General features: G+C 58.7%; 16 protein-coding genes and 2 pseudogenes. 9 read left to right on the forward strand and 9 right to left on the reverse strand.

The window, feature by feature from the left end; translation table 11 throughout:
• From pstA to ACUXAC_RS21815, 6 genes are all read left to right on the forward strand, one after another.
• On the forward strand, nt 1-891 hold the full coding sequence (pstA, locus tag ACUXAC_RS21790) for a phosphate ABC transporter permease PstA (protein WP_019455481.1): 891 nt from the start codon (nt 1-3) through the stop codon (nt 889-891).
• 54 nt (nt 892-945) lie between these two features.
• The gene (gene pstB / locus ACUXAC_RS21795) at nt 946-1,716 is read left to right on the forward strand and encodes a phosphate ABC transporter ATP-binding protein PstB (RefSeq protein WP_016929614.1); all 771 of its coding nucleotides are present in this window, start codon (nt 946-948) and stop codon (nt 1,714-1,716) included.
• A gap of 11 nt (nt 1,717-1,727) precedes the next feature.
• Nucleotides 1,728-2,462, forward strand: coding sequence for a phosphate signaling complex protein PhoU (gene phoU, locus ACUXAC_RS21800; protein WP_016929613.1), 735 nt, complete (start codon nt 1,728-1,730; stop codon nt 2,460-2,462).
• Between the two features lie 168 nt (nt 2,463-2,630).
• Nucleotides 2,631-3,470, forward strand: coding sequence for an ABC transporter substrate-binding protein (locus ACUXAC_RS21805; protein ID WP_019455482.1), 840 nt, complete (start codon nt 2,631-2,633; stop codon nt 3,468-3,470).
• A gap of 81 nt (nt 3,471-3,551) precedes the next feature.
• Nucleotides 3,552-4,265 carry an amino acid ABC transporter permease gene (locus ACUXAC_RS21810; RefSeq protein ID WP_387443770.1) on the forward strand — a complete coding sequence of 238 codons (714 nt, stop codon included), beginning with the start codon at nt 3,552-3,554 and terminating at the stop codon, nt 4,263-4,265.
• Nucleotide 4,266: 1 nt separating this feature from the next.
• Entirely contained in the window at nt 4,267-5,007 is a 741-nt protein-coding gene (locus tag ACUXAC_RS21815; RefSeq protein ID WP_100396620.1) for an amino acid ABC transporter permease, read from the forward strand.
• Here ACUXAC_RS21815 and yieH read toward each other — a convergent pair.
• Entirely contained in the window at nt 5,004-5,672 is a 669-nt protein-coding gene (yieH, locus tag ACUXAC_RS21820) for a 6-phosphogluconate phosphatase (RefSeq protein WP_060424370.1), read from the reverse strand. The genes ACUXAC_RS21815 and yieH overlap by 4 nt on opposite strands.
• 46 nt (nt 5,673-5,718) lie before the next feature.
• The gene (locus ACUXAC_RS21825) at nt 5,719-6,123 is read right to left on the reverse strand and encodes an NUDIX hydrolase (protein WP_060424368.1); all 405 of its coding nucleotides are present in this window, start codon (nt 6,121-6,123) and stop codon (nt 5,719-5,721) included.
• Between the two features lie 235 nt (nt 6,124-6,358).
• On the opposite strand from ACUXAC_RS21825, the gene ACUXAC_RS21830 reads away from it, so the two are divergent.
• Complete coding sequence (locus ACUXAC_RS21830) at nt 6,359-7,696, forward strand: NCS2 family permease (RefSeq protein ID WP_028128066.1); 1,338 nt, start codon at nt 6,359-6,361, stop codon at nt 7,694-7,696.
• A gap of 35 nt (nt 7,697-7,731) precedes the next feature.
• Here ACUXAC_RS21830 and ACUXAC_RS21835 read toward each other — a convergent pair.
• From ACUXAC_RS21835 to ACUXAC_RS21850, 4 genes and pseudogenes are all read right to left on the reverse strand, one after another.
• Nucleotides 7,732-8,784 (reverse strand): annotated as a pseudogene (locus ACUXAC_RS21835) (hypothetical protein).
• 77 nt (nt 8,785-8,861) lie between these two features.
• On the reverse strand, nt 8,862-9,428 hold the full coding sequence (locus ACUXAC_RS21840) for an NADPH-dependent FMN reductase (protein WP_025304752.1): 567 nt from the start codon (nt 9,426-9,428) through the stop codon (nt 8,862-8,864).
• Between the two features lie 161 nt (nt 9,429-9,589).
• On the reverse strand, nt 9,590-10,315 hold the full coding sequence (locus tag ACUXAC_RS21845; protein WP_387443778.1) for a 4'-phosphopantetheinyl transferase family protein: 726 nt from the start codon (nt 10,313-10,315) through the stop codon (nt 9,590-9,592).
• Nucleotides 10,316-10,563: 248 nt separating this feature from the next.
• Nucleotides 10,564-10,665: pseudogene (locus ACUXAC_RS21850) on the reverse strand.
• A 193-nt stretch (nt 10,666-10,858) separates the two neighbouring features.
• On the opposite strand from ACUXAC_RS21850, the gene ACUXAC_RS21855 reads away from it, so the two are divergent.
• Nucleotides 10,859-11,752, forward strand: coding sequence for a hypothetical protein (locus ACUXAC_RS21855; protein WP_060424366.1), 894 nt, complete (start codon nt 10,859-10,861; stop codon nt 11,750-11,752).
• 58 nt (nt 11,753-11,810) lie between these two features.
• Nucleotides 11,811-12,929, forward strand: a complete 1,119-nt coding sequence (locus tag ACUXAC_RS21860; RefSeq protein ID WP_387443782.1) for an amino acid permease — start codon at nt 11,811-11,813, stop codon at nt 12,927-12,929.
• A gap of 10 nt (nt 12,930-12,939) precedes the next feature.
• Here ACUXAC_RS21860 and ACUXAC_RS21865 read toward each other — a convergent pair whose 3' ends face one another.
• From ACUXAC_RS21865 to yidC, 3 genes are all read right to left on the reverse strand, one after another.
• Nucleotides 12,940-13,740 (reverse strand): MBL fold metallo-hydrolase, encoded by an 801-nt coding sequence (locus tag ACUXAC_RS21865; protein WP_060424361.1) that lies wholly within the window; start codon nt 13,738-13,740, stop codon nt 12,940-12,942.
• Nucleotides 13,741-13,887: 147 nt separating this feature from the next.
• Nucleotides 13,888-15,252, reverse strand: a complete 1,365-nt coding sequence (mnmE, locus tag ACUXAC_RS21870) for a tRNA uridine-5-carboxymethylaminomethyl(34) synthesis GTPase MnmE (protein WP_038876016.1) — start codon at nt 15,250-15,252, stop codon at nt 13,888-13,890.
• 96 nt (nt 15,253-15,348) lie between these two features.
• On the reverse strand, nt 15,349-16,986 hold the full coding sequence (yidC, locus tag ACUXAC_RS21875; protein ID WP_049200579.1) for a membrane protein insertase YidC: 1,638 nt from the start codon (nt 16,984-16,986) through the stop codon (nt 15,349-15,351).
• Between the last annotated feature and the right edge of the window lies 1 nt (nt 16,987).

Below are 16,987 nucleotides of genomic sequence, written 5' to 3' on the forward strand. Positions count from 1 at the left end.
ATGGCGACGATGGATATGCAAAACGCAGTCGTTCTGGCGGAAAGCCGCCGCAAAATGCAGGCCTGGCGCCGGCAGAAAAACCGCCTCGCGCTGTTCCTGTCGATGGCGACCATGGCGTTCGGGCTGTTCTGGTTGATCTGGATCCTGATCGCCACCGTCACCAAAGGCTTCGACGGTATGTCGCTGGCGCTGTTCACCGAAATGACCCCGCCGCCGAATACCGCGGGCGGCGGCTTGGCCAACGCCATCGCCGGTAGCGGCCTGTTGATCCTGTGGGCGACCATCTTCGGTACGCCGCTGGGCATCATGGCCGGCATCTACCTGGCGGAATACGGCCGTAAATCTTGGCTGGCGGAAGTGATCCGCTTTATCAACGATATCCTGCTGTCCGCACCGTCGATCGTGGTGGGCCTGTTCGTTTACACCATCGTGGTGGCGAAGATGGAACACTTCTCCGGCTGGGCCGGCATCGTGGCGCTGGCGCTGCTGCAGGTGCCGATCGTCATTCGCACCACCGAAAACATGCTGAAGCTGGTACCGGATACGCTGCGCGAGGCCGCGTACGCCCTGGGTACGCCGAAATGGCGCATGATTTCCGCCATCACGCTGAAGGCGTCGGTGTCCGGTATCATCACCGGCGTGCTGCTGGCGATTGCGCGCATCGCCGGGGAAACCGCACCGCTGCTGTTCACCTCGCTGTCGAACCAGTTCTGGAGCACCGACCTGATGCAGCCGATCGCCAACCTGCCGGTGACCATCTTCAAATTCGCCATGAGCCCGTTCGCCGAATGGCAACAGCTGGCCTGGGCCGGGGTGCTGTTGATCACCCTGTGCGTACTGTTACTGAATATCCTGGCGCGCGTGATTTTCGCCAAGAAAAAGCATTCATAAAATTTTGAGCGCCGCTTTGGCGGCGCTGATGAAAAGAGAGAAGTCTTGATGAGTATGGTTACTGACGCTTCCAGCAGCAAAATTCAGGTACGCGATCTGAACTTCTACTACGGCAAATTCCATGCGCTGAAGAACATCACGCTGGATATCGCCAAGAACAAGGTCACCGCGTTTATCGGCCCATCCGGCTGCGGCAAATCCACCCTGCTGCGCACCTTCAACAAGATGTATCAGCTGTACCCGGAACAGCGCGCGGAAGGCGGCATCCTGCTGGACGGCCAGAACATCCTGACCGACAACTCGGATATCGCGCTGCTGCGCGCCAAGGTCGGCATGGTGTTCCAGAAGCCGACGCCGTTCCCGATGTCGATTTACGACAACATCGCCTTCGGCGTTCGCCTGTTTGAAAAGCTGTCGCGCGCCGATATGGACGAGCGCGTGCAGTGGGCGCTGACCAAGGCGGCGCTGTGGAACGAAACCAAGGACAAGCTGCACCAGAGCGGCTACAGCCTCTCCGGCGGCCAGCAGCAGCGTCTGTGCATCGCCCGCGGCATCGCCATTCGTCCGGAAGTGCTGTTGCTGGATGAGCCTTGCTCGGCGCTGGATCCGATCTCCACCGGTAAGATTGAAGAGCTGATCAGCGAGCTGAAGGCCGACTACACCGTGGTGATCGTGACGCACAACATGCAGCAGGCGGCGCGCTGCTCCGACTCTACCGCATTTATGTATCTGGGCGAGCTGATCGAGTTCAGTGATACTGATAACCTGTTCACTGCGCCGCAGAAAAAGCAGACTGAAGACTACATCACTGGCCGTTATGGTTGATAGGAAGCATCATGGATAACCTGAATTTAAATAAACACATTTCCGGCCAGTTCAACGCAGAGCTTGAGCATATCCGCACCCAGGTGCTGACCATGGGCGGGCTGGTGGAGCAGCAGCTGACTGACGCTATCACCGCGATGCACAATCAGGATGGCGAGCTGGCCAAGCGCGTGATCGAAGGCGACGCCAAGGTCAACATGATGGAAGTGGCGATCGACGAAGCCTGCGTGCGCATCATCGCCAAGCGCCAGCCAACCGCCAGCGATCTGCGCCTGGTGATGGCGATCATCAAAACCATTTCCGAGCTGGAGCGCATCGGCGACGTGGCGGACAAAATTTGCCGCACCGCGCTGGAAAAGTTCTCGCACCAGCACCAGCCGCTGTTGGTCAGCCTGGAATCGCTGGGGCGCCACACCGTGCAGATGCTGCACGACGTGCTGGACGCCTTCGCGCGCATGGATCTGGACGAGGCGATCCGTATCTACCGTGAAGATAAAAAGGTCGACCAGGAGTATGAAGGCATCGTGCGTCAGCTGATGACCTACATGATGGAAGACTCACGCACCATTCCCAGTGTGTTGACCGCGCTGTTCTGCGCCCGTTCTATCGAGCGCATCGGCGACCGCTGCCAGAACATCTGCGAATTTATCTTCTATTTCGTCAAAGGGCAGGACTTCCGTCATTTGGGTGGTGATGCCCTGGAAAAGCTACTCTCTCCGGGCGGTAAAGACGAAAAGGCCGACTAACCCTTTCCGGGTAATATCCTTCAAAGGCGCGGTTTCCCGCGCCTTTATTCCATCTTAAGCGCGTAAAGATAAAAAGGTTATAAATATAGCTTTTTATATTATTTCCTGACCTATGTGGCGCTTGCTAGCTTATCCGCCAGCAGGACATCAACCACTTAGGAGCTTTCTATGAAACATCGCGCTTTGGCCTTAACGTTGTTAGCCAGTCTGACCGGCCTCGCCGCCGGCGCCGCGCACGCGGACAAACTTGACGATATCAAGCAAGCCGGCGTGGTGCGTATCGCGGTGTTCGATAGCAACCCGCCGTTCGGCTACATCGACCCGCAGAGCAAGAAGCTGGTGGGCTACGATGTGGACGTCGCCGATGCGATCGGTAAAGCGCTGGGCGTGAAAGTGGAGCTGCGCGCCACCAACCCGGCCAACCGCATTCCGTTGCTGGTGTCGAAGAAGGTTGACCTGATCGCCGCCAACTTCACCATTACCGACGAGCGCGCCAAGGAAGTGAACTTCAGCGTGCCATATTTCGCTACCGGCCAGAAATTCATCGCCCGCAAAGGCGTGCTGAAAACCCCGGAAGACATCAAGAAGCTGCGCATCGGCGCGGATAAGGGCACGGTGCAGGAAATCACCCTGCGCGAGCGTTTCCCGACGGCGAAAGTGATCTCTTACGATGACACCCCGCTGGCGTTTGTGGCGCTGCGTAACGGCAACGTGCAGGCGATCACTCAGGACGACGCCAAGCTGGTCGGCCTGCTCGGCAACCTGCCGGCGGCGCAGAAGGCGGAGTTTGAAATTTCACCGTTCAGCCTGACCAAAGAGTACCAGGGCGTCGGCATTCCCAAGGGCGAAGATCGCCTGACCGCCGCGGTGAACGAGACGTTGATCAAGCTGGAAAAAGACGGCGAAGCGGTTAAGATTTACGATCGCTGGTTCGGGCCGGAAACCCAATCCGCCCAACCGCGCGGTGATTTCAAAATCGCGCCTTTGGATCAGCAACCGAAAGCCTGATTTAACCGCTCGCGGTGAGATCGGCACGGAGGGGCGCAGCTTGCTGCGCCCCTGATGCATTCTGCAAGACAAGGATTGAACATGAACCTGGACTGGCTGCTGGCGCCGCAATACCTGAGCTGGCTGTGGCACGGCTTTCTGCTGACGCTGTGGCTTTCCGCCTGCGCGGGCCTGGCGGCCACGCTGCTGGGCTTTGTGCTGGCGGCGATGCGCGACAGCAGCCTGCGGCCGTTGCGCTGGCTGGCGATGGGGTACAGCTCGCTGTTTCGCAATACGCCGCTGCTGGTGCAGCTGTTCTTCTGGTATTTCGCCGCCGGGCAGATCCTGCCGTCCGCCGCCATGCAGTGGCTGAACAGCTCGCATCAGGTCGGCCCGCTTGAGTGGCCGTCGTTCGAGTTTCTCGCCGGTTTCTTCGGCCTGACGCTCTACTCTACCGCCTTTATCGCCGAAGAGATCCGTTCCGGTATTCGCGGCGTCGCCGGCGGGCAGAAATATGCCGCCCAGGCGCTGGGGCTGACCGGCTGGCAGGCGATGCGCTACGTGGTGCTGCCGCAGGCGCTGAAAATCGCGCTGCCGCCGCTGCTCGGGCAATACATGAACGTGATCAAGAACTCGTCGCTGACCATGGCGATCGGCGTTGCCGAACTCTCTTACGCCTCGCGTCAGGTCGAAACCGAAACGTTGCGCACCTTCCAGGCGTTCGGCGTGGCGACGGTGCTGTATATCGCCATCATCGCGCTGCTGGAAGGCTGGGGCATGTGGCGCCAACAGCGTAAATCGCTGGGAGGGCATTGAGATGGATTTCAGCGTAATTCACGATAACCTGGGCTACCTGCTGTGGGGCACCTGGCCGGACGGACCGCTGGGCGGCGCGGCGCTGACGTTGGCGATCAGCCTGATGGCCGGCGTGGCTTCGGCGGTGCTTGGTACCTTACTCGGCGTGGCGCTGGCGATGTCGCGCGGCGTCGCTGCCGGATTGCTGGCGGCGGTGCTGGGCTTTTTCCGCGCCATTCCGGTCATCATGCTGATCTTCTGGACCTATTTCCTGCTGCCGATGGTGTTTGGCGTCGAGATCCCGGAAATCACTACCGTGGTGTGCGCGCTGGCGCTGATCGCTTCGGCCTATTTGGCCCATGCGGTGAAGGCCGGCATCGCCGCGATCGGCCCCGGCCAGTGGCAGGCCGGGCTTTCTCTGGGGCTGACCCGTTGGCAGACGCTGCGCATGATCGTGCTGCCGCAGGCGCTGCGCATGATGGTGCCGTCGTTCATTAACCAGTGGATCTCCCTGATCAAAGACACCTCGCTGGCTTATATCGTCGGCGTTGGCGAACTGACCTTTCTGGCGACCCAGGTCAACAACCGCAGCATGGTCTACCCGATGGAAGTGTTCCTGTTCGTGGCGCTGGTCTATTTCGTGTTCTGCCTGGCGCTCGATCTGCTGGCCAACGCGATTAACCGCCGCTTCGGCGCGCAAACCCGCGCGCTGAAACGGTCCTGGCGCTGGTGGCGCAACAAGCCGCCGTTGCCGGCCAGTTAATCGGCCGTGAGCCGCCAGCCGCGTTCGCGCCACAGCGCGGGCAGCTGGGCCAGGTCGTCGAACGTCGTCACCAGCGGGTGGTCGATCGGCGGGTTATGCGGATCGGCGCAGAAGTAAAAGACCGGGATGCCGGCGTTGATGCCGGCCTGGGCGCCGGCGGGCGAGTCGTCCACCAGGATGCAGCGCGCCACCGGTACCTGCATCCGTTCGGCGGCGTGAAACACGATCGCCGGATCCGGCTTCCAGCGCTGAATGTCATAGCCGCTGAACAACCGGTCATCAAAATAAGGCAGCATGCCGGTCAGGCCGAGTGAGTGCTGCATCTTGCTGACCGGCCCGTTGGAGACGGTGCAGACAGGCACCGTCACCTGCGCCAGCAGCTCGCGGGCGCCGGCAATCTGCTGTAATTCGCTGTCGAACAGCCGCGCCACCTCCTGCCGATACAGCGGTTCCAGCGCCTCTTTTGCCAGGTTAGTGCCCTGCTCGGCGTTGACCCGATCGATGATCTCGTACAGCTTCACCCCTTTGTATTTCTTGAACACCTCTTCCAGCGACAGGTGAATGCCGTAGCGGGCGAACATGTGCACATAGGCTTTGCTGCACAGCACTTCGCTGTCCACCAGCGTGCCGTCGCAGTCGAACAAAATGCAGTCAATCTGATTCATGCGGGACAGGTTCCTTCGGGTTAACGCCGCTGAGGCCGCTCAGCGATCACTTGATCAGGTTACGCGCCTTAAGATCGTGCAAAATCAGCGCGGCGACGTGTGAGCAGTGCGGTAAATCGCGGCTGTCGCACCACCTGAGTTCGGCGATTTCGGCGGCCGGCTGCAGCTGTCCGGTAAAGTCGGCCTGATAGCAGCGAATGCGCACCTGGGTGCCGTCCTGCTTGCCGTCCGCCGGGCCGGTGAACTCGCCGTAAAACGCGATGGAGCTCGGCAGCAGCGCAACGGTCAGCTCTTCGTCGATTTCGCGGCACAGCGCCTGTTCGTCGGTTTCACCCGCTTCGCGTTTTCCGCCCGGGACATAAAACAGCGTCTTATTGTGTGAACGCACCAGCGCCACTTTGTCATCTTTCAGCGTAATTAACGCGAGCTTATCGATAAAGGTCGAAGACATGCGGATTCCTGTTTTTTTAGCGGGTAGGGTAAGAGATGCGATAGGCCATTTTATCGGCCGTGCCGGCAAACGGCAACGCAGCGGGCGGGAACGGGGAATGAAAGCCTGTAAATACAAGCCGTTGACGCGTTTAGCCGTAAAGACGGCGAAAAAAACCTGTGACCGGCGTCAAAAGCCCCACTTTTTGTTATAGGATAGCCGGCGACTGTCCATTCCCATTTTCGGAATTCTGATAATGACCAAACCAGTATCTGGCCTTGACGCTGAGCAAGGCTTGCTTGGGCGCGTGTTTAAACTCAAGCAACATGGCACGACGGCGCGTACGGAAACGATTGCCGGTATCACCACCTTCCTCACCATGGTGTATATCGTGTTCGTTAACCCTCAAATTTTGGGCGCGGCGGGCATGGATACCCAGGCGGTATTTGTCACTACCTGTTTGATCGCCGCCTTCGGCAGCATCTTTATGGGCCTGCTGGCGAACCTGCCGGTGGCGCTGGCGCCGGCGATGGGCCTGAACGCCTTCTTCGCCTTCGTGGTGGTCGGGGCGATGGGCATCTCCTGGCAGGTGGGCATGGGCGCCATCTTCTGGGGAGCGGTCGGCCTGCTGCTGCTGACCATTTTCCGCATCCGCTACTGGATGATCGCCAACATTCCGGTCAGCCTGCGGGTCGGCATCACCAGCGGCATCGGTCTGTTCATCGGCATGATGGGGCTGAAAAACGCCGGCATCGTAGTGGCCAACCCGGACACGCTGGTGACCATCGGCAGCCTGACCTCGCACAATGTGCTGCTGGGCGCGCTCGGCTTCTTCATCATCGCCGTGCTCTCTTCGCGTAACTTCCACGCGGCGGTGCTGGTGTCGATCGTGGTCACCACCCTTATCGGCTGGATGCTGGGCGACGTGAAATACGGCGGCCTGTTCTCCCTGCCGCCGAGCATCACCTCGGTGGTGGGCCAGGTCGACGTGGCCGGCGCGCTGAACATCGGGCTGGCCGGGGTTATTTTCTCGTTTATGCTGGTGAACCTGTTCGACTCTTCAGGCACCCTGATCGGCGTTACCGATAAAGCCGGCCTGACCGACAGCCAGGGCAAGTTCCCGCGTATGAAGCAGGCGCTGTACGTCGACAGCATCAGCTCGGTGGCCGGTTCGCTGGCGGGCACCTCTTCCGTGACCGCTTACATCGAAAGCTCTTCCGGCGTCGCCGTCGGCGGCCGCACCGGTTTGACGGCGGTGGTCACCGGCCTGCTGTTCCTGCTGGTGATCTTCCTGTCGCCGCTGGCGGGCATGGTGCCGGCTTACGCCGCCGCCGGTGCGCTGATCTACGTCGGCGTGCTGATGACCTCCAGCCTGGCGCGGGTGAAGTGGGACGATCTGACCGAAGCGGTACCGGCGTTTGTTACCGCGGTGATGATGCCGTTCAGCTTCTCGATCACCGAAGGTATCGCGCTCGGCTTTATCTCCTACTGCGTGATGAAGCTCGGCACCGGCCGCTGGCGTGAAATCAGCCCGTGTGTGGTGGTGGTGGCGCTGCTGTTCGTGCTGAAGATCGTCTTCGTCGACGGCCATTGACCGCCAAAGGGCCGGCGCCTGCCGGCCCTGAACCCCTAGACGCCCGGCGTCGCATCCGGCGCCCGATCCAACACCCACTGCAATGGCCGCCTGAAGCGCGCCTGCCAACTGCCGGCGGCATCCTCTCCCTGGGCGAAGTGCAGCGTCTACACCTGATTATCCTCCCCGAACAGATTGGCGAAGTGCAATGCCAGCGCCTGCTCGCTGAAGTTCTGCCGATCGTAATACGCCATCACGATTTTCTTTTGCGCCGCCAGCGACTGCTGGGCCGGCTTGATCTCCCCGTTGGGGGCGATCAGGAGCGCGCCGGCGTAAAACTGCGGGTACTTCGCGATCAGGTTGGCGGCGTGCAGTGCGCCCTGGCCGCGGGCGCTGAGGTAAATCCGTTGGGTATTCAGCTTTAGCTGCGGAGCCAGCTGTTGCAGCGTACGCTGAATGGCGGTGTGGGTGCTCTCGTCGCTGTAATTCGACCAGCGGAAGCTGTTTTCCGACAGCATCTGCGTGCCGTTGATCTCGATGTACGCCACGCCCATTTCGCCGAACAGCAGCCGTTCTTCGGGGCTGATGGCGGCGGCTTTGCCGTAGGTATGCAGGAAGATCACCGTTGGCCAGCCTTCGGGCGGCGCTTCGCCGTCCGGCATCGCGTAGCTGGCCTTGCCTTCATAGTGACGGGCGTGCTGCAGATAGCGCGCTTTGGTGGCGGCCAGGATCGATTGGTAGGTGGCGGAGTGCTGGATGCTGTTGAAGGCGTCGTCCTCCAGCAGGTTGTAGTAGTACCACAGGCCGCGGTCGGCGCTCAGCTGCAGGTAGCGCTCCGCCAGCTCGGTTTGGCCTTTCTCCGCCGACGATACCGCCAGCTGGTAGGGCGCCCAGACGTTGCGGCCGTCTTCGCGCATCAGCGTCAGGTACAGCGACATGGCGCCCAGCTTTTTGTCTTCCTGGTTTTGCGCGGATCGCGACAGCTGGGCGTTGAGCGCGCTGTGTGCCGGCAGCTCCAGCGGCTCTTCACCGGCGGGATAACGCATGTCTGCGGCGAAAGCGGGACTGGTGATGGAAACAAAAAATAACGCTAAAATGAAAAAATACATGATGCTATGGCTTTAATTTTCAATGAATTGACGGACTTCATGTCCTGTTGCGGCGCCCCGCGGGCGCCGCGAGACGGTCACTCCACGCGGCGAATAAAATCGCTGAACGCGGACAGCTGGCCGGTCAGGAAATCCAGCGTTCCCTGATCGCTCAGTTCACCGGCCTGTTCATCGACCTTGCTCTGGATCACGCCGCCCATAAACTCAGGCTTGTTCATTACCATCGCATCGAGGAACACCAGGATCTGGCGCAGATGATATTGGCAGCGCGCGCCGCCGATCGGCCCCATCGAGCTGGTTTGAATGGCGACCGGCTTGCCGGCCAGCGGCTGATTCGGCAAGCGAGACAGCCAGTCGATGGCGTTCTTCAACCCGCCGGGCACGGAATAGTTATATTCAGGGGTGACGATGATCACGCCGTCGGCCTGGCGGATCTGTTCGGCGATCGCCTCGACAGCGGCAGGGAAGCCTTCACCCTGTTGCATGTCGGCGTCGTACAGCGGGATATCGCGGATGGAAGGCAGCGCTTCAATGGTGACGCCTTGTGGGGCCAGCCCAGGCAGGGCGCGGGCCACCATGGCGTTGTAGGAGCCTTTGCGCAGGCTGCCGAGCAGAGTGACGATTTTCAAGGCTTGGTCTGACATGGTGATTCTCCCTTTCGAATGAGCAGATTCAGCGTACAACATGGGCGAATAGTAGGCTAAAGCGCGGGTCGAGAATAGGCGATTGCTCAACATTTAGCTGTCTTTACAATTTAATCCAGCAACTTGTGCGGTAAAGACAGCGTTATCCGCTTTGCGCTGCGTTAACCGGGCGTCTTCAGGCCCGTCAGTTTAACGAAGCGCGAGGATGCCGCCGGGCTGCGCGGCGAGATTTCCCCGTCTTTGTGCAGGCCGCGGCGCTCTTCGTAGCGCCAGCACAGCAGGCGGTCCAGGCCGGGGCTGCCGGCGCAGGCCCAGCTCAGGTATTCGTCGGCGTCGCTCATCACCTGAACGTCCGGCGTGGCGCTGGAGCGCAGGTGGCCGGAGAAGGGATGCAGACGCAGCGTAGCCTGGCCGCTGTTGCCGAGGCCGGAAATTTTCAGCACGCTTTGCCGGATGCTCCACAGCTGAGTCTCTGCCTCCAGCCGATCGTCCTGCGCGCCGATCCAGGCACTTTCCGCTGGCGTCTGATGCGCGTGTTGCAGCGCGCTTTGCCGGGTGCCGCGCGCGCGCATCACTTCGATATCCAGTCCGACTTTGCCCTCGTCGCTGAGCAGCACGCCCACGGTGTTGCTGGCGTAAGCGAGGCTAAAGTCGGGCAGCTGATGATCGGCGAAACAGGGGCGGCCGGTCGGCGTAGTGGCGATGGGGGGCAGCGTCGGCAGGCCGTACAGATAGAACATCATTTCGGCGAGCAGAATGCGCCCTTGCAGAAAGCGCGTGCGGCGTTTAACGGAAAAGGTGCGGGTGGCGGCTATCACTTCGTCGGAGAGTCTTTGGGTATCCAGGACAGGGGAGGCCGGGGTCCAGCGGGCAAAATGACACGCCATTGTTCACTCCATGACAGAGGGTCGCTAAGAACGCAGGGGTGTTAGATTAAGACTAAGTTGAGGATTTATCATCAAAAAACACTATGCGTTTTATCCGATTTGTTGGCTTTTGCGCTATATAGGCGGGGGAGGGAGAAGAGCGTGCGGATCTGAATAAGCGCATAAAATTAATCAGTACCGAAACCAACCACGTTCGAATCGACGGCGTCTAATGAATCTATAAAAATAACTATCAGATAAGAAAAAGTTGGCGGAGAGAGCAGGATTCGAACCTACGACACGATGACTCGTGTGGATTTAAGAAACGGTTAGTTTCTTAAATCTGGCTTAAACCACTCGCCCACCTCTCCGCATCCGTTTGTTGGACACATAAAACCACAAAATAAAAATGGTTAAAATAACCTAAACTTGGAAGTGTGACCAAGGCCAAAAAAACCATGATTTATGTGGGTGATTGTTAATTATCAGAGTCAGATCACTAAATTTACATTAGCTATTGTTATAAAAAATTGGCGTCATTGGCTACGAATAGGGAAGAAGGGCATGCCAGATCTCGAGTTAATGCCGCTGCAAAGCGCCGAATTTTATAAGACAGCTGAACGTGTTGTTTTTAAAGAATATAAATGCAACTGCAAAAAAGGTTGGAAGGGTGAAGATCGTTTTATCGTCTACAAAGCCGATCAGAATGGAATCATTGAGGTGGTCAATAATGAGGTTTCAAATAACAACGTCGAAGAGCTCATCGCGCTGGCATCGCCTTTTTTGACGGATAAGGTGCTGATTTCCGGTGGGCATACCGTGGTTAATTTGGACGATCGTTTTTCTGTCAGCAGTGAAGTGGAAAAATCAGCGCAATTCTGCATTGACTACATAGCCGAATCCATTCGACAACTCAATGTTCAGCCGGACTTCTTGATGGAAATAAATGATTTCTATATGGAAAAAAGCGATGGCAGCGAGATAGACGGCGCTAACGAATTCAGGAAGATAGCGACATCGCCGTATATTATTCCGGAAAAAATAAATGACTACATTCTGGCGTCGAATCAAAGACATGGTATTGATATAAATACATTTTATGTCAGTGAAAAAAACATGGCGGATCGCTTTAAACGCCATATTAAGAACCGTATGGATAAAGAGGCGTATTTTCAGCGCCAAGACGGCAATGTGAAGATGACGGTGGGAGAGCATAGGTTCGATATCATCAAGGAAAATAAACCGACCTGCGCGGCGGGAAATGCCGCGACGTTCAGGGCCATTCGGTATCGCATTTCCTCCAATAAAGTCTTCGATAATTACACGTCGCATATTGGCGTTTTTCCGCTGTGTTCGCGCGTTAACGTGCTTAACGGCTATCGTGCAGCCGCGACTTTTTACGATAACTTCTCCTTGCCTTCCTTACTGGTCTTCTTCGGCAGATCCTGTTTCGAATGACATTTTTTTTGCCAGTTGGCTATGCGTTGCCGCATAGCCATGATGGTCGAGCATCATCATGAAAATTTCACACCTGTATTGGCCAGTTACCTTTTTCTCCACGGCATTCGGCGCCGGGATTTTCTTTTTGCCCCAGGCTGTGGGGCCGGGCGTGTTGGGGATGAAAGCGTTCGCGCTGTTTATCGTTATCGCCATGTCGGTATCGATGATGGCGCACTATCTTTTTTTCAAATTCATCACTTCGCACCCGGAGAAAGATTTCCTGGCGGCATCATCGACGTTTATCGGCGAGCGGGCGGCGTCAATTGTCTGTGTGCTGTTTATTCTGTCGATGATCATTATCGTGCTGATAAATTTCATTACTCTGGTTAACGTTGTCGTGTCTTTTTTCCACGATGGATTCTGGATTCGGGGCGGTATTTCGCTGTTGTTGAGTGCGATGCTGTCGGCTGCATGGTTGGCGTTTAGCCAGCGAATTGAGCACCTGATCTCCAGAATGGCACTGGTTTCTATCGTGATGGTGGCGATCCTGACGGTGTTTTTCCTGTTACAACCTGCTGGGGCTCAGCTGGCGCCTGCGCCGCCGAGCATTTCATTGCAGACGTTGATGCTGCTGCCGATTTTTCTTTTTACGTTTAACTTTACCCCGTGCATCCAGCGGTTTGCGAAAAGCGCCGTGCGGCCGCAGGCGCGCAGTATTCTGTTCGGCAAGATACTGATCTTGGCGTTTATCGCCATGATCGTTATCGCTATCAGCCGCTTGCTGACGTTGGATGATATCTCGATCATTAACGGCCGTAATGTGGATGCGCTGTTTTATACCGCCGGCTTGACCGGCAACTCGATGGCATGGTTAGGCGCAGCCCTATTGCTGTGTTTGCTCACCGGTGGTGCTTATATGGGCACGTTGACTGGTGTAATCGACGGTATTACGTCCTTCGGTATGGCGGGAAAAAAGGGAATTATCGCGGGGAACATTATTGTCTGTACGCTTATCGGCACGATTAATCCGAGTATTATCAAGATCATCTCGAGCTGGTCGATACCCGTTATCGTGATGACCGTCTTTTTCATCCCATCACTGTATTTTTTACAGCGGGGCGACGGCCGGCAAAAGATGGTGGGAATAGCGGTGCTGTGCTGCGGCATCGCGGTGATAGCGACGCTATTTGTGTAAGGCGGTACGTCTAATCCAGGATCAGCGTATCGCCGGTGGCCGGTGAGATCCCTGCCGGCAGCCAGAGCCGGCCCCAGGCGCCGGTACAGTGGCAGCCCATGATCTTTTCCGGCTGATGCTGCCGCAAAAAACGGCGGACGCGCCAGAGCGTGCGCGGGGAAGCGCAGCGCAGATGAAAACCGCCGATCAGGGCGTGGATCCGATCGATCCCGGTGATTTTCTGGCAATGGCGCACGATATTGACGATCCCGCGGTGCCCGCAGCCGGTCACGATCACCAGACCGCGATCCGATTTGTAAATCAGCACCCCTTCGTCGATCACGTAATCTACCGCCGCGTTGTCCCCGGCGATCACCCCGTAGGCGCGCGGGGCGGGTACCGCGATTTCGCCTGACCACATAAAGCGATCGCCGATCGCCAGCGGTTCGCGGCTGTAGTGCATGCGGTGGCGCGAGTAGTCGATATCCAAGGAGAGCTTTTTGATTTTGCGGGTGTGGCCCAGCACCTTCAGCGCCGCATAGCGTTCATCCCCGACCTGCGGGTGGCAGATGATGCGGCTGTTGTCCGGCAGCCAGGCGACGCCGCCGCAGTGGTCATAGTGGCCGTGGGAGAGCACTGTTGCGGTAATACGGGAGAGATCGACGCCCATCAGCGCCGCATTGCGCAGAAAGCTGTCGTCGGGGCCGGTATCGAACAGTATGGACGTCGTCTCATCCTCAATCAGCAGGCTTAGCCCTGCCTTGGCCTGCAATAATGGGTCGGCGCCGGCGGCGCGGCGGTTTTCCAGCAGTACCTTGAGGGTCAATGCCATGTTGACTCGTTCCTGAGAGAGATTCCTGACTTTTCAGTATAGCGTGGAGGGCGGTAGCGGCTCTGTGAGCCGGCGCGCAGAGCGAGCGCGGGAAAGAAAAACGGCCGGAACAAGGGTTTGTCCCGGCCGTGAAGGCGTCTGGCGGCGTTATTTACCGATACAGAAGCTGGAGAAGATGCGGCCCAGCAGGTCGTCGGAGGTGAATTCGCCGGTGATTTCACTCAAGGCCAGCTGCGCCTGGCGCAATTCCTCGGCCAACAGCTCGCCCGCGTAAGCGCTCACTAACTGTTCTTTGCCCTGCACCAGGTGCTGTGCCGCCAGTTCCAGCGCCTGCAGGTGGCGACGGCGCGCCAGGAAGCCGCCTTCCATGTTGCTGGTGAAGCCCATGCTCTGTTTCAGATGATCGCGCAGCACATCGACACCCTCGCCGGTGCGGGCCGACAGGCGAATAAGTGAGTGGTTGTTCACTTCCGTCAGGCCCAGCGTTTCACCGGTGATGTCGGCTTTGTTACGCACCACGGTGATCGGCAGCGTGCCCGGCAGGCGCGCCATAAACTCCGGCCAGATCTCCGCCGGCTCGGTGGCGGCGGTGGTGGTGCCGTCAACCATAAACAGCACTCTGTCGGCCTGTTCGATCTCGTTCCACGCACGTTCGATGCCGATACGCTCAACCTCGTCGCTGGCGTCGCGCAGGCCGGCGGTGTCGATGATGTGCAGCGGCATGCCGTCGATATGGATATGTTCGCGCAGGACGTCGCGGGTGGTGCCGGCGATATCGGTGACGATCGCCGCCTCACGCCCGGCTAACGCATTGAGCAGGCTGGATTTACCGGCGTTGGGGCGCCCGGCGATCACCACCTTCATCCCTTCGCGCAGCAGGCTGCCCTGGCGCGCTTCGCCGCGCACGCTGTCCAGATCCGCCATCACGTCGTTGAGCTGAGCCTCGATTTTACCGTCGGACAGGAAGTCGATTTCCTCGTCGGGGAAGTCGATCGCCGCTTCCACGTAGATTCGCAGGTGAGTGAGCGCTTCCACGAGCTGGTGGATGCGGGTGGAGAAGGCGCCCTGCAGCGAGTTCATCGCCGAACGTGCCGCCTGCTCGGAGCTGGCGTCGATCAGATCGGCAATCGCTTCGGCCTGCGCCAAATCGAGTTTGTCATTGAGGAACGCGCGTTCGGAGAACTCGCCGGGCCGTGCGATGCGCACATCGGGCAGCGCCAGCACGCGCTTGAGCAACAGATCGAGGATCACCGGCCCGCCGTGGCCCTGCAGTTCCAGCACGTCTTCGCCGGTAAAGGAGTTCGGCCCCGGGAACCACAGCGCGATGCCCTGATCGAGGGTGGCGCCCGTGGCGTCGCGGAACGGCAGATAGTCAGCGTAGCGCGGCTTCGGCAGCTTGCCGAGCAACGCCTGGGCGACGTCTTTGGCCTGGCTTCCGGAAATGCGCAGAATGCCGACGCCGCCGCGTCCCGGCGGGGTGGCTTGGGCTACGATGGTATCGGTGGTGCTCATAACGGTTCTCTCTGACGATTAAGATGCAAAAAGGCGGTCTAATGACCGCCTTTGGTGTGACTGCAAGGGTCGGCGCGCCGAACCCCTACAATACGCTTAGCTTTTTTTCTTGTCGCGGCTGTGCAGACCGCGTTTTTCCAGACCACGGTAAATCAGCTGCTGCTGCAGGATGGTCACCAGGTTACTGACGATGTAGTACAGCACCAGACCGGACGGGAACCACAGGAAGAACACTGTGAAGATCACCGGCATGAAGGTCATGATTTTCTGCTGCATCGGGTCAGTCACGGTGGTCGGCGACATCTTCTGAATGAAGAACATCGTCACGCCCATCAGGATTGGCAGGATGTAGTACGGGTCTTGCGCCGACAGGTCATGGATCCACAGGGCGAACGGCGCGTGGCGCAGCTCGACCGAACCCATCAGCATGTAGTACAGCGCCAGGAAGATCGGCATCTGAATGATCAGCGGCAGGCAGCCGCCGAGCGGGTTCACTTTCTCCGCCTTGTACAGCGCCATCATCTCTTGGCTCATGCGCTGTTTGTCATCGCCGATGCGCTCGCGCATCGCCTGCAGCTTCGGCTGCAGCATGCGCATTTTCGCCATCGAGGTGTACTGCGCCTTGGTCAGCGGGTACATGATGCCGCGCACGATGAAGGTGATGATGATGATGGAGAAGCCCCAGTTACCGATAAAGCCGTGGATGAACTTCAGCAGTTTGAACAGCGGCTGGGAGATGAACCACAGCCAACCGTAATCCACGGTCAGGTCCAGGTGCGGCGCCAGCTGGGCCATCTGGTCCTGCAGCTCCGGGCCGACCCACAGGGTCGCGTTCAGCTGCTGCTGAGCGCCCGGCTGCACCACGACCGGCGTAGATTTGAAGCCGATGGTGGACAGGTTGTCGCCTGGTTTGGCGGTGTAGAAGGTGTTGTCACCCTTGGTCGCCGGTACCCACGCGGTGGCGAAGTACTGTTGCAGCATGGCGACCCAACCGTCTTTGGTGGTGACGCTCAGGTTTTCGTCTTTGTCGAATGCGTATTTCTGGTACTTGTCATCGCTGGACGAGTACGCCGCACCGCGGAAGGTGTGCAGCGCGAAGTTGCTGCTGCCGGTGTCGCGGTGCTTAGGCAATTCGGTGGTCTGCTTCAGCTGGCCGAACAGGGTCAGCTCCAGCGGCGTCGCGCCTTTGTTATCGATGCTGTAATCCACGCCGACCGCATAGTGATCGCGTTTGAGCACGAAGGTCTTGGTGTAGACAGCGCCGTCTTTATCGGTGTAGGTCAGCGGGATGCGCAGCTCGTCCTGGCCTTCCGGCAGGGTGTAGCTGTCCTGTGCCGCCTGATACAGCGGGCGTTCGCCGTTGGCCGGGTTGTCCGGGCCGTTTTTACCGGTCAGGCCGCTTTGCGCCTGATAGACGAACGACGGAGTGGTTTCCAGCAGTTGGAACGGAGTCGATGAACCCAGAGTATCCGGGTAGGCCAACAGTTTAGCCTGCTCGATATCGCCACCACGGGTGTTGATGGTCAGTGACAGCACGTCGGTGTTCACGGTAATCAGCTTACCCTGACCACTGGCTGGCACGGCCTGGCTGGCGGCATCACCGGCTACTGCGTTCGAAGTCTGTTGCGTGGTCTGTGCGGCCGGCTGCGGAGCGTTGTCCGTTTGCCATGCCTGCCAGATCATGAAAGACACGAACAGCAGAGCGATGAGGAGAAGATTGCGTTGCGAATCCATC

Source organism: Serratia sp. 121840015-1, from assembly GCF_053627655.1.

Coding starts and splice junctions, on each gene's coding strand:
- pstA (WP_019455481.1), top strand. CDS start 1: ATGGCGACGATGGATATGCAAAACGCAGTCGTTCTGGCGGAAAGCCGC.
- phoU (WP_016929613.1), top strand. CDS start 1,728: ATGGATAACCTGAATTTAAATAAACACATTTCCGGCCAGTTCAACGCA.
- ACUXAC_RS21845 (WP_387443778.1), bottom strand. CDS start 10,315: ATGGCGTGTCATTTTGCCCGCTGGACCCCGGCCTCCCCTGTCCTGGAT.
- ACUXAC_RS21815 (WP_100396620.1), top strand. CDS start 4,267: ATGGATTTCAGCGTAATTCACGATAACCTGGGCTACCTGCTGTGGGGC.
- yieH (WP_060424370.1), bottom strand. CDS start 5,672: ATGAATCAGATTGACTGCATTTTGTTCGACTGCGACGGCACGCTGGTG.
- pstB (WP_016929614.1), top strand. CDS start 946: ATGGTTACTGACGCTTCCAGCAGCAAAATTCAGGTACGCGATCTGAAC.
- ACUXAC_RS21860 (WP_387443782.1), top strand. CDS start 11,811: ATGAAAATTTCACACCTGTATTGGCCAGTTACCTTTTTCTCCACGGCA.
- ACUXAC_RS21865 (WP_060424361.1), bottom strand. CDS start 13,740: ATGGCATTGACCCTCAAGGTACTGCTGGAAAACCGCCGCGCCGCCGGC.
- mnmE (WP_038876016.1), bottom strand. CDS start 15,252: ATGAGCACCACCGATACCATCGTAGCCCAAGCCACCCCGCCGGGACGC.
- ACUXAC_RS21840 (WP_025304752.1), bottom strand. CDS start 9,428: ATGTCAGACCAAGCCTTGAAAATCGTCACTCTGCTCGGCAGCCTGCGC.
- ACUXAC_RS21805 (WP_019455482.1), top strand. CDS start 2,631: ATGAAACATCGCGCTTTGGCCTTAACGTTGTTAGCCAGTCTGACCGGC.
- ACUXAC_RS21830 (WP_028128066.1), top strand. CDS start 6,359: ATGACCAAACCAGTATCTGGCCTTGACGCTGAGCAAGGCTTGCTTGGG.
- ACUXAC_RS21855 (WP_060424366.1), top strand. CDS start 10,859: ATGCCAGATCTCGAGTTAATGCCGCTGCAAAGCGCCGAATTTTATAAG.
- yidC (WP_049200579.1), bottom strand. CDS start 16,986: ATGGATTCGCAACGCAATCTTCTCCTCATCGCTCTGCTGTTCGTGTCT.
- ACUXAC_RS21825 (WP_060424368.1), bottom strand. CDS start 6,123: ATGTCTTCGACCTTTATCGATAAGCTCGCGTTAATTACGCTGAAAGAT.
- ACUXAC_RS21810 (WP_387443770.1), top strand. CDS start 3,552: ATGAACCTGGACTGGCTGCTGGCGCCGCAATACCTGAGCTGGCTGTGG.